At 75.8% G+C, this 14,086-nt stretch carries 11 protein-coding genes; 8 read left to right on the forward strand and 3 right to left on the reverse strand.

Annotation, left to right across the window (positions count from 1 at the left end; genetic code table 11):
* Nucleotides 1-2 precede the first annotated feature (2 nt).
* The 7 genes from CLV92_RS05830 (at nucleotide 3) to CLV92_RS05860 (ending at nucleotide 8,543) form a co-directional block, all read left to right on the forward strand.
* Nucleotides 3-1,550 carry an ABC transporter ATP-binding protein gene (locus CLV92_RS05830; RefSeq protein WP_104431849.1) on the forward strand — a complete coding sequence of 516 codons (1,548 nt, stop codon included), beginning with the start codon at nucleotides 3-5 and terminating at the stop codon, nucleotides 1,548-1,550.
* Nucleotides 1,547-2,740, forward strand: a complete 1,194-nt coding sequence (locus CLV92_RS05835; protein WP_104431850.1) for an ABC transporter permease — start codon at nucleotides 1,547-1,549, stop codon at nucleotides 2,738-2,740. Before CLV92_RS05830 ends, CLV92_RS05835 begins: the two co-directional genes overlap by 4 nt.
* Entirely contained in the window at nucleotides 2,737-4,077 is a 1,341-nt protein-coding gene (locus CLV92_RS05840; protein ID WP_245886455.1) for an ABC transporter permease, read from the forward strand. Before CLV92_RS05835 ends, CLV92_RS05840 begins: the two co-directional genes overlap by 4 nt.
* A gap of 92 nt (nucleotides 4,078-4,169) precedes the next feature.
* Entirely contained in the window at nucleotides 4,170-4,700 is a 531-nt protein-coding gene (locus CLV92_RS05845; RefSeq protein WP_104431851.1) for a cytidine deaminase, read from the forward strand.
* On the forward strand, nucleotides 4,697-5,980 hold the full coding sequence (locus CLV92_RS05850) for a thymidine phosphorylase (RefSeq protein WP_104431852.1): 1,284 nt from the start codon (nucleotides 4,697-4,699) through the stop codon (nucleotides 5,978-5,980). The genes CLV92_RS05845 and CLV92_RS05850 overlap by 4 nt, the downstream gene beginning before the upstream one ends.
* A gap of 113 nt (nucleotides 5,981-6,093) precedes the next feature.
* Nucleotides 6,094-7,323 (forward strand): GGDEF domain-containing protein, encoded by a 1,230-nt coding sequence (locus tag CLV92_RS05855; protein WP_104431853.1) that lies wholly within the window; start codon nucleotides 6,094-6,096, stop codon nucleotides 7,321-7,323.
* 74 nt (nucleotides 7,324-7,397) lie between these two features.
* Nucleotides 7,398-8,543 carry an adenosine deaminase gene (locus tag CLV92_RS05860; protein WP_104431854.1) on the forward strand — a complete coding sequence of 382 codons (1,146 nt, stop codon included), beginning with the start codon at nucleotides 7,398-7,400 and terminating at the stop codon, nucleotides 8,541-8,543.
* A gap of 123 nt (nucleotides 8,544-8,666) precedes the next feature.
* Here CLV92_RS05860 and CLV92_RS05865 read toward each other — a convergent pair whose 3' ends face one another.
* The gene (locus CLV92_RS05865; protein ID WP_158257144.1) at nucleotides 8,667-9,467 is read right to left on the reverse strand and encodes an aldehyde dehydrogenase family protein; all 801 of its coding nucleotides are present in this window, start codon (nucleotides 9,465-9,467) and stop codon (nucleotides 8,667-8,669) included.
* Nucleotides 9,460-10,827 (reverse strand): aldehyde dehydrogenase family protein, encoded by a 1,368-nt coding sequence (locus tag CLV92_RS05870; protein ID WP_158257145.1) that lies wholly within the window; start codon nucleotides 10,825-10,827, stop codon nucleotides 9,460-9,462. The genes CLV92_RS05865 and CLV92_RS05870 overlap by 8 nt, the downstream gene beginning before the upstream one ends.
* Before the next feature lie 82 nt (nucleotides 10,828-10,909).
* Between CLV92_RS05870 and CLV92_RS05875 the strand changes: the two genes are divergently transcribed.
* Nucleotides 10,910-12,469, forward strand: a complete 1,560-nt coding sequence (locus CLV92_RS05875) for a PHP domain-containing protein (protein WP_158257146.1) — start codon at nucleotides 10,910-10,912, stop codon at nucleotides 12,467-12,469.
* A gap of 21 nt (nucleotides 12,470-12,490) precedes the next feature.
* Here the strand turns inward: CLV92_RS05875 and CLV92_RS05880 are convergent, their stop codons facing one another.
* Nucleotides 12,491-13,966: an Rv1352/Rv1906c domain-containing protein gene (locus tag CLV92_RS05880; RefSeq protein ID WP_146099430.1), complete on the reverse strand. Its 1,476-nt coding sequence runs from the start codon at nucleotides 13,964-13,966 to the stop codon at nucleotides 12,491-12,493.
* Nucleotides 13,967-14,086: the final 120 nt, after the last annotated feature.

The raw sequence follows: 14,086 nt of genomic DNA on the forward strand, positions 1-14,086 counted from the left end.
GCGTGGAGCTCGAACTCAGAGGGATCACCAAGAGGTTCGGCTCCCTCACCGCCAACGACGGCATCGACCTCGTCGTGCGCCCCGGCGAGGTCCACGCCCTCCTCGGGGAGAACGGTGCGGGCAAGAGCACGCTGATGAACGTGCTCTACGGCCTGTACCAGCCCGACGAGGGTGAGATCGTCATCGACGGCCGCCCGGTCCGCTTCGGCGGGCCGGGCGACGCGATGGCCGCGGGCATCGGGATGGTCCACCAGCACTTCATGCTGGTGCCGACCTTCACCGCCGCGGAGAACGTCGTGCTCGGTGCGGAGCAGACCCGTGCGGGCGGGTTCCTCGACACCCGCCGCGCCCGCGAACTCGTCCGGGAGACGTCGGAGCGCTTCGGCCTGGCCGTGCCCCCCGACGCGCTCGTGGCCGACCTGGCCGTGGGCGTGCAGCAGCGCGTGGAGATCGTCAAGGCGCTCGTGCGCGATGCGAAGGTGCTCGTGCTCGACGAACCGACGGCGGTCCTCACCCCCAGCGAGACCGACGACCTCATGCGCGTCATGCGGGAGCTCGCGGACGCCGGGACGTCGATCGTCTTCATCACCCACAAGCTGCGCGAGGTCCGGGCGGTCGCCGACCGCATCACCGTCATCCGCCGCGGCAAGGTCGTGGGGGAGGCGTCGCCGACGTCCTCCTCGGAGGAACTGGCGGCGCTCATGGTCGGCCGTCCCGTCCAGCTCGTCGTGGACAAGGCCCCGGCGACGCCGGCGGAGCCCGTCCTCGAGGTGCAGGACCTGCGCGTCGTCGACGACGACGGCACGGTCCTGGTCGACGACGTCTCCTTCACCGTCCGCGGTGGCGAGGTGTTCGCGCTGGCGGGGGTCGACGGCAACGGCCAGTCCGAGCTGACCCGCTGCATCGTCGGGCTGCTGCGCCCGCAGACGGGCCGCATCCGCATCGACGACACGGACGTGACGGGTGAGCCCGTCGACCGCGTCCTGGCGAGGGGTGTCGGCTACGTGCCCGAGGACCGCCTGCACGACGGCCTCGTCGGTTCCTTCAGCATCATCGAGAACCTCGTGCTGGACCTGGTGGGTTCCGCCCCCTACTCCAAGGGGTTCTCGCTGGACCGGGCGGCGCTGCGGCGCAACGCGGAGCAGCGCATCGAGGAGTTCGACATCCGGACCTCCTCGGCCGACGCCGCCGTCAGCACGCTCTCCGGCGGCAACCAGCAGAAGGTCGTCCTCGCCCGGGAGATGTCCCGCCCGCTGCGGCTGCTCGTCGTCGCGCAGCCCACCCGCGGCGTGGACGTCGGCTCCCAGGAGTTCGTCCACCAGCGCATCATCCGGGAGCGCGACGCCGGTGCCGCCGTCGTGCTCGTCTCCACGGAGCTCGACGAGGTCCGCGCCCTCGCCGACCGCATCGCGGTGATGTACCGCGGGCGGATCGCCGGCGAGGTGGGCCCCGACGCCCCCTCGGAGGAGATCGGCCTGCTGATGGCCGGCTCGCAGCCCACGGGCGGCACCCGCACCACCGCCCCCTCGACACCGGAGAGCACCGCGTGACCACCGAACGCGCCACCACCGCCCGCAGGGGCCGGACGGGCGAGTGGCTGGTGACCCTGCTGGCGGTCGTCGGCGCCCTGCTCGTGGGTGCCGTGCTCATCGCCATCGGCGACGAGCGCACCCGCACCGCTGCCGGCTACTTCTTCAGCTACCCCCTGGACACCTTCACCGAGGCCGGCTGGGCGGTGGTCGAGGCCTACACCGCGCTGTTCCACGGGGCGGTGTTCAACCCCGCGCAGACCGGCTCGGTCTGGGCCGCGCTGCGCCCGCTGTCGGAGACCCTCGTCAACGCGACCCCGCTGGTCCTGGCGGGGCTGTCCGTCGCGCTTGCCTTCCGCACCGGGCTGTTCAACATCGGGGCCCAGGGGCAGATCATCCTCGGCGCGATCTGCGCGGCGTGGATCGGTTTCGCCCTCGACCTCCCCGTCGGCCTGCACCTGCTCCTCGCGCTGGTCGGCGGGATCCTCGGCGGTGCCCTGTGGGGCGGCCTGGTGGGCTGGCTGAAGGCCCGCACCGGCGCCCACGAGGTCATCACGACGATCATGCTGAACTACATCGCGCTGAACCTGCTGGGCTTCCTGCTCGGCGTGCCCGGGTTCCAGCGACCGCCGTACGGGCAGGCCATCTCGGAGACCGTGGACCCGACCGCGCGGCTGCCGCTGCTGCTCGGCGGGGGGCTGCGCCTGCACCTCGGCCTCCTCCTCGCCGCCCTCGCCGCGGCCGGCGCGTGGTGGCTGCTGACCCGCAGCACGCCGGGCTTCCGGTTGCGTGCGGTCGGGGCGAACCCCGACGCGGCGCGCACCGCGGGGATCAACGTCGGGCGGACCCAGGTGCTGGCGATGGCGCTGGCCGGTGGGCTCGCCGGGCTGGCCGGCAGCACCCAGGTGCTCGGCGTGACCGGCAGCGTGACCGGCAGCGTCGCGGGCACCATCGGCTTCGACGCCATCACCGTGGCCCTGCTCGGACGCAACAGCCCGGCCGGGGTCGTGGGGGCGGCGCTGCTGTTCGGCGGGCTGCGCGCGGGCGCCGTCCAGATGCAGTCCGTCAGCGGCGTCCCCGTGGACCTCGTCGGCGTGCTGCAAGCGCTCATCGTCCTGTTCATCGCCGCACCCGCCCTGGTGCGCACCGTCTTCCGCGTCCGCACCGGGGCCGGGGCCGGTTCCCAGCTCGCCCTCGGAGGTGCCCGGTGAGCGCTCGTCCAGCCGGTGCGGCCACCGAACCCGTCGGGCCCGCCGACGGGCCCGTGGTCCCGGAGATGGTCCCCAGCCACCAGCACGTCGACGCCCCGCCGCCGCCCGGGCGCCGCCTCGCCGGGGCGGGCGTCCTCGCCGTCGCCGGCCTGGCGTGCATCCTCGGCTGGGGCCTGGGTGCCGGGGAGCGCGCCGAGGCGGGTTTCCGCGTCGCGGGCGACACCGGCGCGTTCACCCTGCCCGTGCCGGGGACGCCCATCGCCCTCGGCGTGGCGGTCCTGCTCGTGGCGGCGTGGCAGGCCGTGCGCGGCTTCCCGCGCCGGTGGGCGCCGTTCGTGGTCGCGTTCGCGGCCGTGTGCTTCGTCGTGAGCTTCCTCTGCTGGGCGCAGAGCGGCGCGGCGGGCGCGGGTGTCGACATCACCCGGATCCTGCGGGCGAGCGTGTTCCTCGCCACCCCGCTCATCCTGGGTGCGCTGGCCGGTGTGCTCTGCGAGCGCAGCGGCGTCGTCAACGTCGCCATCGAGGGGCAGATGCTCCTCGGGGCCTTCGCCGGTGCGGTGGGTGCCTCGCTCGCCGCCAGCCTCGGTGTCGGCGTGGTCGCGGCGGTCGTCGCCGGTGCGCTGATGGGTGTGCTGCTGGCGCTGTTCGCGCTGAAGTACCGGGTGGACCAGGTCATCCTCGGCGTCGTCCTCAACGCCCTGGCCCTGGGGCTGACCGGCTGGGCGTACGAGGCGCTGCTGCAGCGCGACCCGCAGCGCTACAACTCCCCGAACGGCTTCCTGCAGCCCATCGCGATCCCGCTGCTGTCGGACATCCCGGTCCTCGGGCCGCTGCTGTTCAACCAGAACATCATCGTCTACCTGATGTTCGCGCTGATCGTCGTCGTCGACGTCGTGCTGTTCCGGACCCGCTGGGGCCTGCGCACGCGCGCCGTGGGCGAGCACCCCAAGGCGGCGGCGACCGTCGGCATCCGCGTCCTGCGGGTGCGCTGGGTCAACGTCATCGCCGGCGGTGCGCTGGCGGGGCTGGCCGGGGCGTTCCTGTCGATCGGCACGATCGGCACGTTCACCGACAACATGTCCGCCGGGAAGGGGTTCATCGCCCTGGCGGCGGTCATCTTCGGCCGGTGGAGCCCGCGGGGCGCGACCGCGGCGGCGCTGCTGTTCGGCTTCGCCACCGCCCTGCAGCAGCTCGTCGGGACGCTGCAGACGCCGGTGCCCGTGCCCTCCAGCCTGCTGGCGATGCTGCCGTACCTGGTGACCGTCTTCGCGGTCGCCGGGCTCGTGGGCCGGGTCCGCCCGCCCGCCGCCAGCAACCAGCCCTACCCGGCCAGGTGAGCGTGGATCCCGGAAGCGTGGATCCCGGAAGCGTGGATCCCGGAAGCGTGGATCCCGGAAGCGTGGATCCCGGAAGCGTGGATCCCGGAAGCGTGGACGCGACGGACGGTGCGCAGGCGGCACCGGGCCCGCGGGTCGACTGGGAGGCGCTGCGGGCGGCGGCGCGGGAGGCCGCGGAGCGGGCCTACGTGCCCTACTCCCGCTTCCCCGTCGGCGCTGCGGCGCTCGTCGACGACGGCCGCGTCATCAGCGGCTGCAACGTCGAGAACGCCTCCTACGGGCTGACGCTGTGCGCGGAGTGCACCCTCGTGGGGCAGTTGCGCATGAGCGGTGGCGGCCGACTGGTCGCCTTCGCCTGCGTGGACGGCGCCGGTGGGGTGCTCATGCCGTGCGGGCGCTGCCGGCAGTTGCTGTGGGAGTTCGGCGGGCCCTCGCTGCTGGTGGACTCCGCGCGCGGAGTGGTGGCGATGACGGAGGTCCTGCCGGACGCCTTCGGGCCGGCGGACCTCGAGGACGAGGCGCGACGCGCGCCGGAGGACGACGGGGCGCGACGCGCACCCGGCAACGACGAGACGCGCCGGGCCCCTGCGGGCCGGACCGGTGCGGGGGGAGTGCAGGAGTGAGCCAGCAGTTCGCGGCGGTCGACGTCATCCGCACCAAGCGGGACGGCGGCGCGCTGAGCGACGCCCAGATCGACTGGGTCATCGACGCCTACACGCGCGGGGAGGTCGCCGAGGAGCAGATGTCGGCGCTGGCGATGGCGATCCTGCTGCGGGGCATGACCCGCGCGGAGATCAGCCGCTGGACGCGGGCGATGATCGCCAGCGGTTCGCGGCTGGACTTCTCCGGGCTGCCCCGCCCCGCGGTCGACAAGCACTCCACCGGTGGCGTCGGCGACAAGGTGACCCTGCCGCTGGCGCCGCTGGTGGCCGCCTGCGGCGCGGCCGTGCCGCAGCTGTCCGGCCGCGGCCTCGGCCACACCGGCGGGACGCTGGACAAGCTGGAGTCCGTCCCGGGCTGGCGCGCGGCGCTGAGCCTGGACGAGGTCGACGCCCAGCTGCGCGACGTCGGCGCCGTCATCTGCGCCGCCACCGCCGACCTGGCGCCGGCCGACCGCAAGCTGTACGCCCTGCGGGACGTCACGGGCACCGTGGAGGCCGTGCCGCTCATCGCCAGCTCCATCATGAGCAAGAAGATCGCCGAGGGCACCCGGGCGCTCGTGCTCGACGTGAAGGTCGGCTCGGGGGCCTTCATGAAGGACCTCGACCTCGCGCGGGAGCTGGCGACGACGATGGTCGCGCTGGGCACCGACGCCGGGGTCGAGACCCGCGCCCTCATCACGGACATGTCGACCCCGCTGGGCCGCACCGCCGGCAACGCCCTGGAGGTGCGGGAGTCGGTGGAGGTCCTCGCCGGCGGTGGCCCCGCCGACCTCGTCGAGCTCACCGTGGTCCTCGCCCGGGAGATGCTCGACGCGGTGGGGATCCGCGACGTCGACCCCGCCGACGCCCTGCGCGACGGGCGGGCCATGGACGCGTGGCGGCGGATGATCGCCGCCCAGGGCGGGGACCCGGACGCGGAGCTGCCCACCGCCAGGCACACCCACGTCGTCACCGCCGAGGCCGACGGGGTGCTCAGCACGGTCGACGCCCTCGCGGTGGGCGTGGCCGCCTGGCGCCTCGGTGCCGGCCGCGCGCGCCGGGAGGAGGCCGTGCAGGCGGGTGCGGGGGTGGAGCTGCACGCCGTGCGCGGTGAGCGGGTGCGCGCCGGTCAGCCGCTGCTGACCCTGCACACGGACACCCCGGAGCGCTTCGAGTGGGCGCTGCAGGCGCTCGAGGGCGGCATCGCCGTCGGCGGTGGGGCGGCGGCGGTCCCGCTGGTGCGGGAGCGCATCACCGCCTGAGGACCGGTTGCGGGGCGGGCGTTTCGGGCGCGCCCGCCCCCGCGACTGAGCCGTGGAGGTGAATCCGTCGACTCGGGGTGCACTCCCGCTCACCGCGTGTCGAGACTCATGGCATGTTCACCAAGGCCGCCTCGTCCGGATCCCCCAAGCGGGGACTCGGCTTCGCCACGCGCATGATGCTCAGCCTCGGGCTGACGCTGGCGGCCGTCGGCGGGGTCCAGTACGGCCTCGTCGCCCACACCGTCACGCAGCGGGCCGACGAGCAGCTGGCCTCGGACCACTCCGCCGACGCGAAGGTCCTGCGCGAGCTGTACAACGCCCCCGGCGCGGGCCTCCTGGAGGCCGAGGAGGCCCTGGACAACCTCGCCGCGCGCCCCGGCGTGCACCGGGTGGCCCTGCTGGACGCGACCGGCCTCGTCCTCGCGGTCGGACGGCCCCGCCACGACGTGGGCGCCCACTCCGTCCACGAGGGCGCCGAGGCCACCGCCTTCCGCGGTGCCCTCGACCCGCAGCGCATCGTCAAGCGCCGCGTCGACGACGCCACCGCTGCCCTGGTGCTCGCCGTCAGCCGGAGCGGCGAGCCCACCGTCCACGCCGACGGCCGCGACAAGGTCGTGCGCGTGCCCCTGCTGCTGCGCCAGGAGCACGGGGTCCTGGAGGTCGTCCGCTCCGGGGACGAGGTGCGCCAGCAGGTCGCGGACCTGCGCAGCGTCCTCCTGCTCACCCTGGCGCTCGGGCTCGCGCTGGCCATGCCGGCGTTCTACCTCCTGGGCGGCCGCCAGCTCAGCAACCGCCACGGGCAGGCCCTGCAGAGCTCCACCACCGACGCCCTCACCGGTCTGCGCAACCACCGCAGCTTCCACGAGACCCTGCGCGAGGAGCTGGGCGCGGCCCAGCGCGGCGGGCGCCCGCTCACGCTCGTGCTGGTGGACCTCGACGGGTTCAAGCAGGTCAACGACACCTTCGGCCACCGCCGCGGCGACACGGTGCTGGCCTCCGTCGCCTTCGTCCTGCGCGAGCACGTCCCGCCGGGCTGCGCCTACCGCCTCGGTGGCGACGAGTTCGCCCTGCTGCTGCCGGGTGCGACCCTGGAGGAGGGGCTCGACGTGGCCGAGCGGGTCCGCGAGACCGTGGAGTTCTCGGTGGAGGGCGTCACCACCAGCATCGGCGTCGCCGGCCTCGACGCGAGCGCGCCGGACGCGGAGTCCCTCGTCGAGCACGCCGACGTCGCGATGTACGCGGCCAAGCGCAGCGGGCGCAACCAGGTCGTCAACGCCGCCGAGCTGCTCAGCGAGCCGGTGGAGTCCCTCAGCGCGGACGTGACCTCCGAGCGGGCCGGCTGACCCCGACCCGCTCGGCCCGGCCAGCCCGACCGACCGGCCCGACCGCTGCCGTGGTGCGGCCCTAGGCTCGCACCATGGCAGCTGACGTCCCCACCCCCACCGCGGACCTGCTCGACACGGTCCGCGCGCTCCCCAAGGTCTCCCTGCACGACCACCTCGACGGCGGCCTGCGCCCCGAGACGATCGTGGAGATCGCCTCGGCGAACGGTCACGCGCTGCCGACGACGGATCCCGACGAGCTGCGCGAGTGGTTCCGCACCGCGGCCGACTCCGGGTCGCTGGAGCTGTACCTGGAGACCTTCGCCCACACCACCGCCGTGATGCAGGACGCCGAGTCCCTCGCCCGCGTCGCCACCGAGACCGTCCTGGACCTCGCCGCCGACGGCGTCGTCTACGGGGAGCTGCGCTACGCCCCCGAGCAGCACCTCACGCAGGGCCTGAGCCTGGACGAGGTCGTCCTGGCGGTCGAGGAGGGTTTCCGCCGCGGTGAGCAGCTCGCCGCCGAGCAGGGCCGCACCATCCGGGTCGGCACCCTCGTGACCGCGATGCGCCACGCCGAGCGGGGCCTGGAGATCGCCGAACTGGCCCTGCGACACCGTGACGCCGGCGTGGTCGGCTTCGACATCGCCGGCGCCGAGGCCGGTTTCCCCCCCACGCGCCAGCTCGAGGCGTTCCGGATGCTGCACGAGGGGGAGTTCCCCGTCACCATCCACGCCGGTGAGGCCGCGGGCCTGGAGAGCATCCGCGAGGCGGTCGCCGTCTGCGGCACCCAGCGCATCGGCCACGGCGTCCGCATCGTCGACGACATCGAGGTCCTCGGCGGGACGGACGACGCCGGCCGCCCCCGGGTCCGCCTGGGGCGCACCGCGTCCTGGGTGCGCGACCGGCGCATCCCGCTGGAGCTGTGCCCCACGAGCAACGTCCAGACGGGGGCCGCGAGCAGCGTGGCCGAGCACCCGGTGACGCTGCTGAAGGACCTGCGCTTCCGGGTCACCGTGAACACCGACAACCGCCTCGTCTCGGGCACCTCGCTGAGCCGGGAGTTCGCGCTGCTCGTCGAGCAGGCCGGCTGGACGCTGGACGACGTGCGCTGGGCGACGACGAACGCCGCGCGCGCCGCCTTCCTGCCCTACGACGAGCGCATCCGCATCATCAGCTCGGTCGTCGAGCCCGGCTTCGCCGCCGCCCAGGGGCGCACCCCCCGCCACGCGGCGGGCTGAGGCGCCGTTCCCCGCGCAGAGGGTTTCCTCCCGGTCGGCTGACGCCCGGGGAGGACCCCTTCCGTGGTCCCGATCCGCCTCCGGACCACGGAAGGGGTCCTCTCCGGAGTCGGGCTGGGCACGCTACGAGCGGACGGTGCTGCTGCGGCGCAGCGGGAACAGCCAGCCCGGGTCCGGCGCGGAGCCCTCGGCCAGGCCCGGAACCTCCCCGGCCAGCGGCGCCAGCACCACCCGGTCGTGCTCCGCCGCGGCGACCCGCAGGGCCCGCAGCGCGCCCTCCTCCAGGCCCGCACCACCGCGGGCGTCCACGGCGTCCACCCCGGGGGCGAGCCGGTCCAGCACGCCCAGCCGCCCCGCCCCGCTGCCCTGGGGGACCGTCACCAGCCCCACCGGGATGCCCGCCACCACCGAGGCGTCCGCCAGCTGCAGCGCCGCGCCGGTGCCGCCGGGGCCCGGCACGAGGACGCACGCCCCGCCCGCCACCAGCACGGGAGCCAGCACCGACACCGCACCGAGGAGGACGTGCGTGGTGGGGGCGAGGGTGAGCACCACCCCGGCGCTGCGCTCCACCACCCGCCCCCGCGAGGTCACCGGGGCGGGCAGCAGGTCGAGCTTGTCGGACCACCCGGCCCACCACACGAGCCGGTCCACCGCGGCCTCGACCTCACCCAGCGCCGCGGAGAGCGGCCGGCCGCTGCGGCGCAGCTCGCTCACGAAGGGGCCGCGGCGCCCCTCGACCTCCGCGGCCAGCGCCGCCAGCGCCCGTCCACGCGCCACCGGGGCCAGCCGCCACCACTCCTGCGCCGCCGCCGCGGCCGCGGCCAGCAGCTCCGCCGGCTCGCGGGGCGCCGTGCGCGCACCGCCGCCCAGCGGGGGACGGGAGGGGAGGGACCGCAGGACCCGGGCCCCGGCGCGCTCAGCCACGGAAGGCCGCCATCTGCGCCAGGACGGCCACCGGGGCCCACGCGTCGTCCCCGCCGGGACCGGTGCGCACGCTGCGCACGCCCGGCACGTCCGCCAGGTGCGCGACCTCGGCAGCCGGGGCGCCCCAGACCCGCACCTCGACGGCCCCGGCGGCGCCGTAGCGGGCGAGGTCGGCCGCGGCGGCAGCCGTCGACGGGGCGCTGCGCAGGGCCACCACCGGCCCCGGCGGCGGCAGGGCCGGGCGGCGCCCCGCCTGGCGCAGCACGCCGGGAGGGCACCACCAGCCGCCCAGCGGCACCGTCCGCGGCACGCGCGCGCCCAGTGCGGCGACCGCATCCGCCGCCAGCTCCGGCGACGGGCACGGCCCGACGTCCGTGGCGCGGTCCAGCGGGTCCCCCAGGCGCAGGCCGTCGGCGGCCTCCTGCAGCGCCGGGGCGAGCTCGTCGAGGACCGCCTGCGGCGCCAGCACCAGCGTCCCGCCCGGCCGGCCGGCCGCCCCCTCGCGCAGGGCAGCGGTGAGCGCGGGCAGGACCTCGCCCAGGTCGGCGGCGGGCAGCACCACCTCCGCCGTGAGGGCGTCCGGGTCCGCGCTCAGCACCGCTCCCCGTTCCGCCATCGCCACCCGCAGCGCCCGCAGCTCCTCCGCCCGGCCACCGGCGCGGACGGCCCCCACCCCGCGCAGCAGGGCGGCGTCGGCCTCGGCGGCGGAGCCGGGCAGCACCGTCACCAGTCCGGCGGGCAGCCCGGCGCGCTCGGCGGCCTCGGCCAGGCGGTGCGCCAGGGGAGCGGCGGGCGGGCGCGGGCGCAGCAGGACCGCGTTGCCGCAGGCCAGGGCGGCGACGGCGGTGACCACCAGCGCCGCCGGCGACGTGCGCCAGCCGGCGAGGACGGCCACCAGACCCACGGCGGCACCCCCCAGCGGCGCCCAGTCGAGCTTGTCGGCCCACCCGGCGGCGGAGAAGGCGCGGTCGGGGAGCTGCTCGGCCTCCGCGAGGGCGAGGGCGGCCGGGCGCCCCCGCGTGAGGGCGTCGGTGGCGGCCAGCGGGCGCACCTCGGTGGCGAGGGCGTCGACGAGGGCGAGGAGGTGGCGGGCGCGGTCGGCGCTGCCGGCCCAGGCCCAGGCCTCGTCGCGGGCGCGGGCGGCGGCGTCCAGGCCCCGCTCGACGTCGGCCGGCAGCGCCTCGGCCACCTCCGCGAGGACCGAACCTGTGACGGGGTCGGGGAGCGGGGAGACCGGGCCGCCGGTGGCGGCGGGTCCGGGGACGACGACCGGGTACCGCGGCAGGAGGCCGGCTGCGGAGCGGAGGGCCCCGGCGGGGCGCACCTCCGTGCCGTCCGCGGTGGGTGGCAGCCCCGTCACGCAGCGCAGTCTACGGTCGGGGAGGCCGCCCGGCGGGAGGACCGGCGCGGGAGGCGCGGCGGCCGGATGGCAGGGTGGGGCCGTGCCCGCGCACCCCCACAGCCACCTGCCCGGTCCCGTCCAGGAGGCCCCCAGCGACGGCGACGACCGGCGCTTCTCCTGGTACGCGGGGGACCACCACATCCACACCACGTTCTCCCGCGACGCGATGTACACCATCGACGACCAGGTCCGGCGCGGGCAGGAGTGCGGCCTGGACTGGATGGTCATCACCGACCACGGCGGCCCGGACCACCAGAAGCTCTCCGTTGCCCGGCAGGCCCCGGAGATCGCCGCGGCCCGCGAGCGGTACTCGCCGCTGGTGTTCCAGGGGCTGGAGTGGAACATCCCCGGCGCGGAGCACGCCACGGTCATCGTGCCCCCGCACGAGCGGACCGTGCCGTTCCTCGAGGAGTTCGAGCGGCGCTGGGACGGCGACATCCTCGCCGCCGCCTCCAACCCCGCGGGCCCGCGGCTCCTGCGGCACTCCACGGAGGGCGGGGAGCTTGCCCGCCGGCTCGGGCTGGAGGCACTGGCGTGGATGTGCGCCGAGCTGGAGCGCGGCACCGTCGACACCGCCCTCGTCCTCGGCAACCACCCCATGCGCACCGGCCGTCTGGACCCCTCGCGCATCCGGCAGTGGCGCGACGCCGCCCCGGGCGTCTTCGTCGGCTGGGAGGGCGCACCCGGCCACCAGGCCGCGGCCCTGCCCGAGCCGTACAGCCGGGCGCGTGGGCGCGGGCAGTACGACGAGTTCCCCGGGCCGCTGTCCTTCCCCGGCTACGACGTCGACCAGTACCGCACCTGGGGCGGTTTCGACGCGGCCACCGCCCGGGTCGGCGGGTTGTGGGACAGCCTGCTCGCCGAGGGACTGCCGTGGTGGATCACGGCGAACTCCGACAACCACTTCGACCACATGGACACCGTCGTCGTCGGCGAGCCGTCGCGGGCGTTCTACGAGGAGCACGGCCACCGCGGCGTGCCGGTGCAGACCGGCACCCCCCAGCACGGCTACGTCGACTTCGCCCCCGGCTTCTACAGCCGCACCTACGTCGGCGCGCAGAGCCGCGACCACCGCGCGGTGATGGCGGCGCTGCGCACCGGGCGGGTGTTCGTCACGCACGGCGGGCTGCTCGACGCGATCGAGGCGAGGGTGCGGCCCGGAACCGGCCCGGGGGCGTCCGGCCCGGGGGTCACCTTCGGGTCTCGCCTGCGCATCGACCGCGGCGACGACGTCCACGTGGAACTGCTGCTGGACCCGGCCTCCGTCCCGAACGGGGCGGGGGAGGTGCCGCGGGTGGCGCGCATCGACGTCATCGCCGGCACGGTCACCGGCCGGGTCGCGGACGCCGACGCGGACCTGTTCGAGGCACCGGGGACCCGGGTCGTCGAGACGTTCGAGGTGCCCGCCCGCGCCCGCGGCCGGCAGCGGTTCGAGTTCGTGCTGCGCGGTGTCGCCGATCCGCTGTACCTGCGGTTCCGGGCGAGCGACGGCCGGCACTGCCGCGACGACGGGCACCCCCTGGTGGACGTCATCGGCGACAGCGACCCGTGGGACGACCTCTGGTGCTACACGAACCCGGTGTTCGTCGACGTCGGCTGACGGCCCGGGCTCGCTGCGGCGTCAGCCGACCCGGCGCCACTCGCCGCAGGACTCGGAGCTGAACAGGACGTCGGTGGGCAGGATCTCGACGGTGACGGGGCCGTCGGCGTAGTCGCCCTCGATCTCGGCGCCCCGGTCGTGGGTCGCGTCGCGGCCCCGCACCCAGCGGCACAGCTCCTCCGGTCGCTCGGCGGCGTACCGCCCGGGAGCGATGTCGACGCCCACGAGGTGGTCGCCCTCGCCGAACACGTCCTGCAGGTCCGGGGTGCGGTCCACGGGGACCCAGCCGCCGCAGCGGGTGCTGGAGAACCGCCGGTCGCTCGGCAGCAGTTCGACGATCGCCGGTCCCGCGCCGAAGGAGTTCGCGAGGAGCCCGTCGGATTCGCGCCCGAGCGCGCTGTCGCGCTCCCAGTAGCACTCCTCGCCGTCGATGCCGACGGCCCGGTAGACGCCGGGGAGGACGGTGTCGCCGACGAGGTGGTCCCCGTCGGGAACGGGCGGGCCCAGCGGGTCCGGCTGCCCGTCCTCCCGCGTCCACTCCCCGCACTCGTGCGAGGTGAACAGCACGTCCCCGGGCTTGATCTCCACGACTGCGTGGGCCAGTCCCGCCTCGATGTCGATGGTGTCGTCGCGGCCCTGGGCGGCACTGCTGCTGCGCTTCCAGAAGCAGTCGGCGGTGCTGCTGCCGGCGGTGTAGACGCCCGGGGCCACGTCGATGCCGACGAGGTGGTCGCCGTCGCCGATCGTCTCCCGCACCTGCGGGGTGGGGTCCACGGGCACCCAGCCGCCGCACCGGCTGGTGTTGAACCCGTAGTCGCCGGCCAGCACCTCCACGACCGCGGAACCGGGGCCCGCACCGTTGACGATGATCGCGTCGGCGTCGTCGCCGGGCCCGCTGGTGCGCTCCCAGTAGCAGTTCTCCCCGGCCGGGGTCAGGCTGCGGTAGAGGCCGGGCTGGACGCTCTCCCCGACGAGGTGGTCGCCGTCGGGGAGGGCGTCGGCGGGCAGGGCGGGGCCGCCGGGGAGCGGTACTCCTCCGCCGTCCTCCTCGACGTCCTCGTCCCGGTTCGCGGCGGAGGAGTCGCGCACGTCCTGTGCGACGAGGATCCAGAAGGCGGTCGACCCGACACTGGCGAGGAGGGCCAGCGAGCTCAGCACGATCGACAGGGCCATCAGCCCCGCCCGTGCCCTGCGCCGCAGCGCCACGACCGCCAGGACGACCCCGGCCGCGCCGAGGAGGAAGCCGAGCACGGGCGCCAGGCCCAGGACGAACGCGGTGCAGCTCACCACGAGCGCGGCGACCGCGATGCCGGGCAGCGGGGAGGAGGCGGGAGGGGTCTGGGGCGGACGGGTCGGGGCGTGGGCGCCGCTCCCGTAGGGCGTGGACCCGTGGGGCGTGAACTCGTGGGGCCCGGTTCCCGGGGGCGTCGGCCCGCCGGGCCCCTCCGGCCGCGGCGCGTAGGGGTCCTTGCGCAGGTCCAGCGGCTCGTCCCTCATGTCGTCCCCCCGCACCCCGACGCGGAACTCCCGCGCCTCGTCGTCGTCCTCGTCACCACGCCCGGGGGAAGCCCGGATCCCGTGCCTGCATCCGGGCGGTGCAGGCACGGCCGGCCCGCC

The sequence above is a fragment of the Kineococcus xinjiangensis genome (assembly GCF_002934625.1).
Lineage (GTDB): Bacteria > Actinomycetota > Actinomycetes > Actinomycetales > Kineococcaceae > Kineococcus_A > Kineococcus_A xinjiangensis.

Bases quoted from the DNA above. Each gene is read 5' to 3' on its own strand.
- CLV92_RS05855 (WP_104431853.1), top strand. From the start codon at position 6,094: ATGTTCACCAAGGCCGCCTCGTCCGGATCCCCCAAGCGGGGACTCGGC.
- CLV92_RS05860 (WP_104431854.1), top strand. From the start codon at position 7,398: ATGGCAGCTGACGTCCCCACCCCCACCGCGGACCTGCTCGACACGGTC.
- CLV92_RS05880 (WP_146099430.1), bottom strand. From the start codon at position 13,966: ATGAGGGACGAGCCGCTGGACCTGCGCAAGGACCCCTACGCGCCGCGG.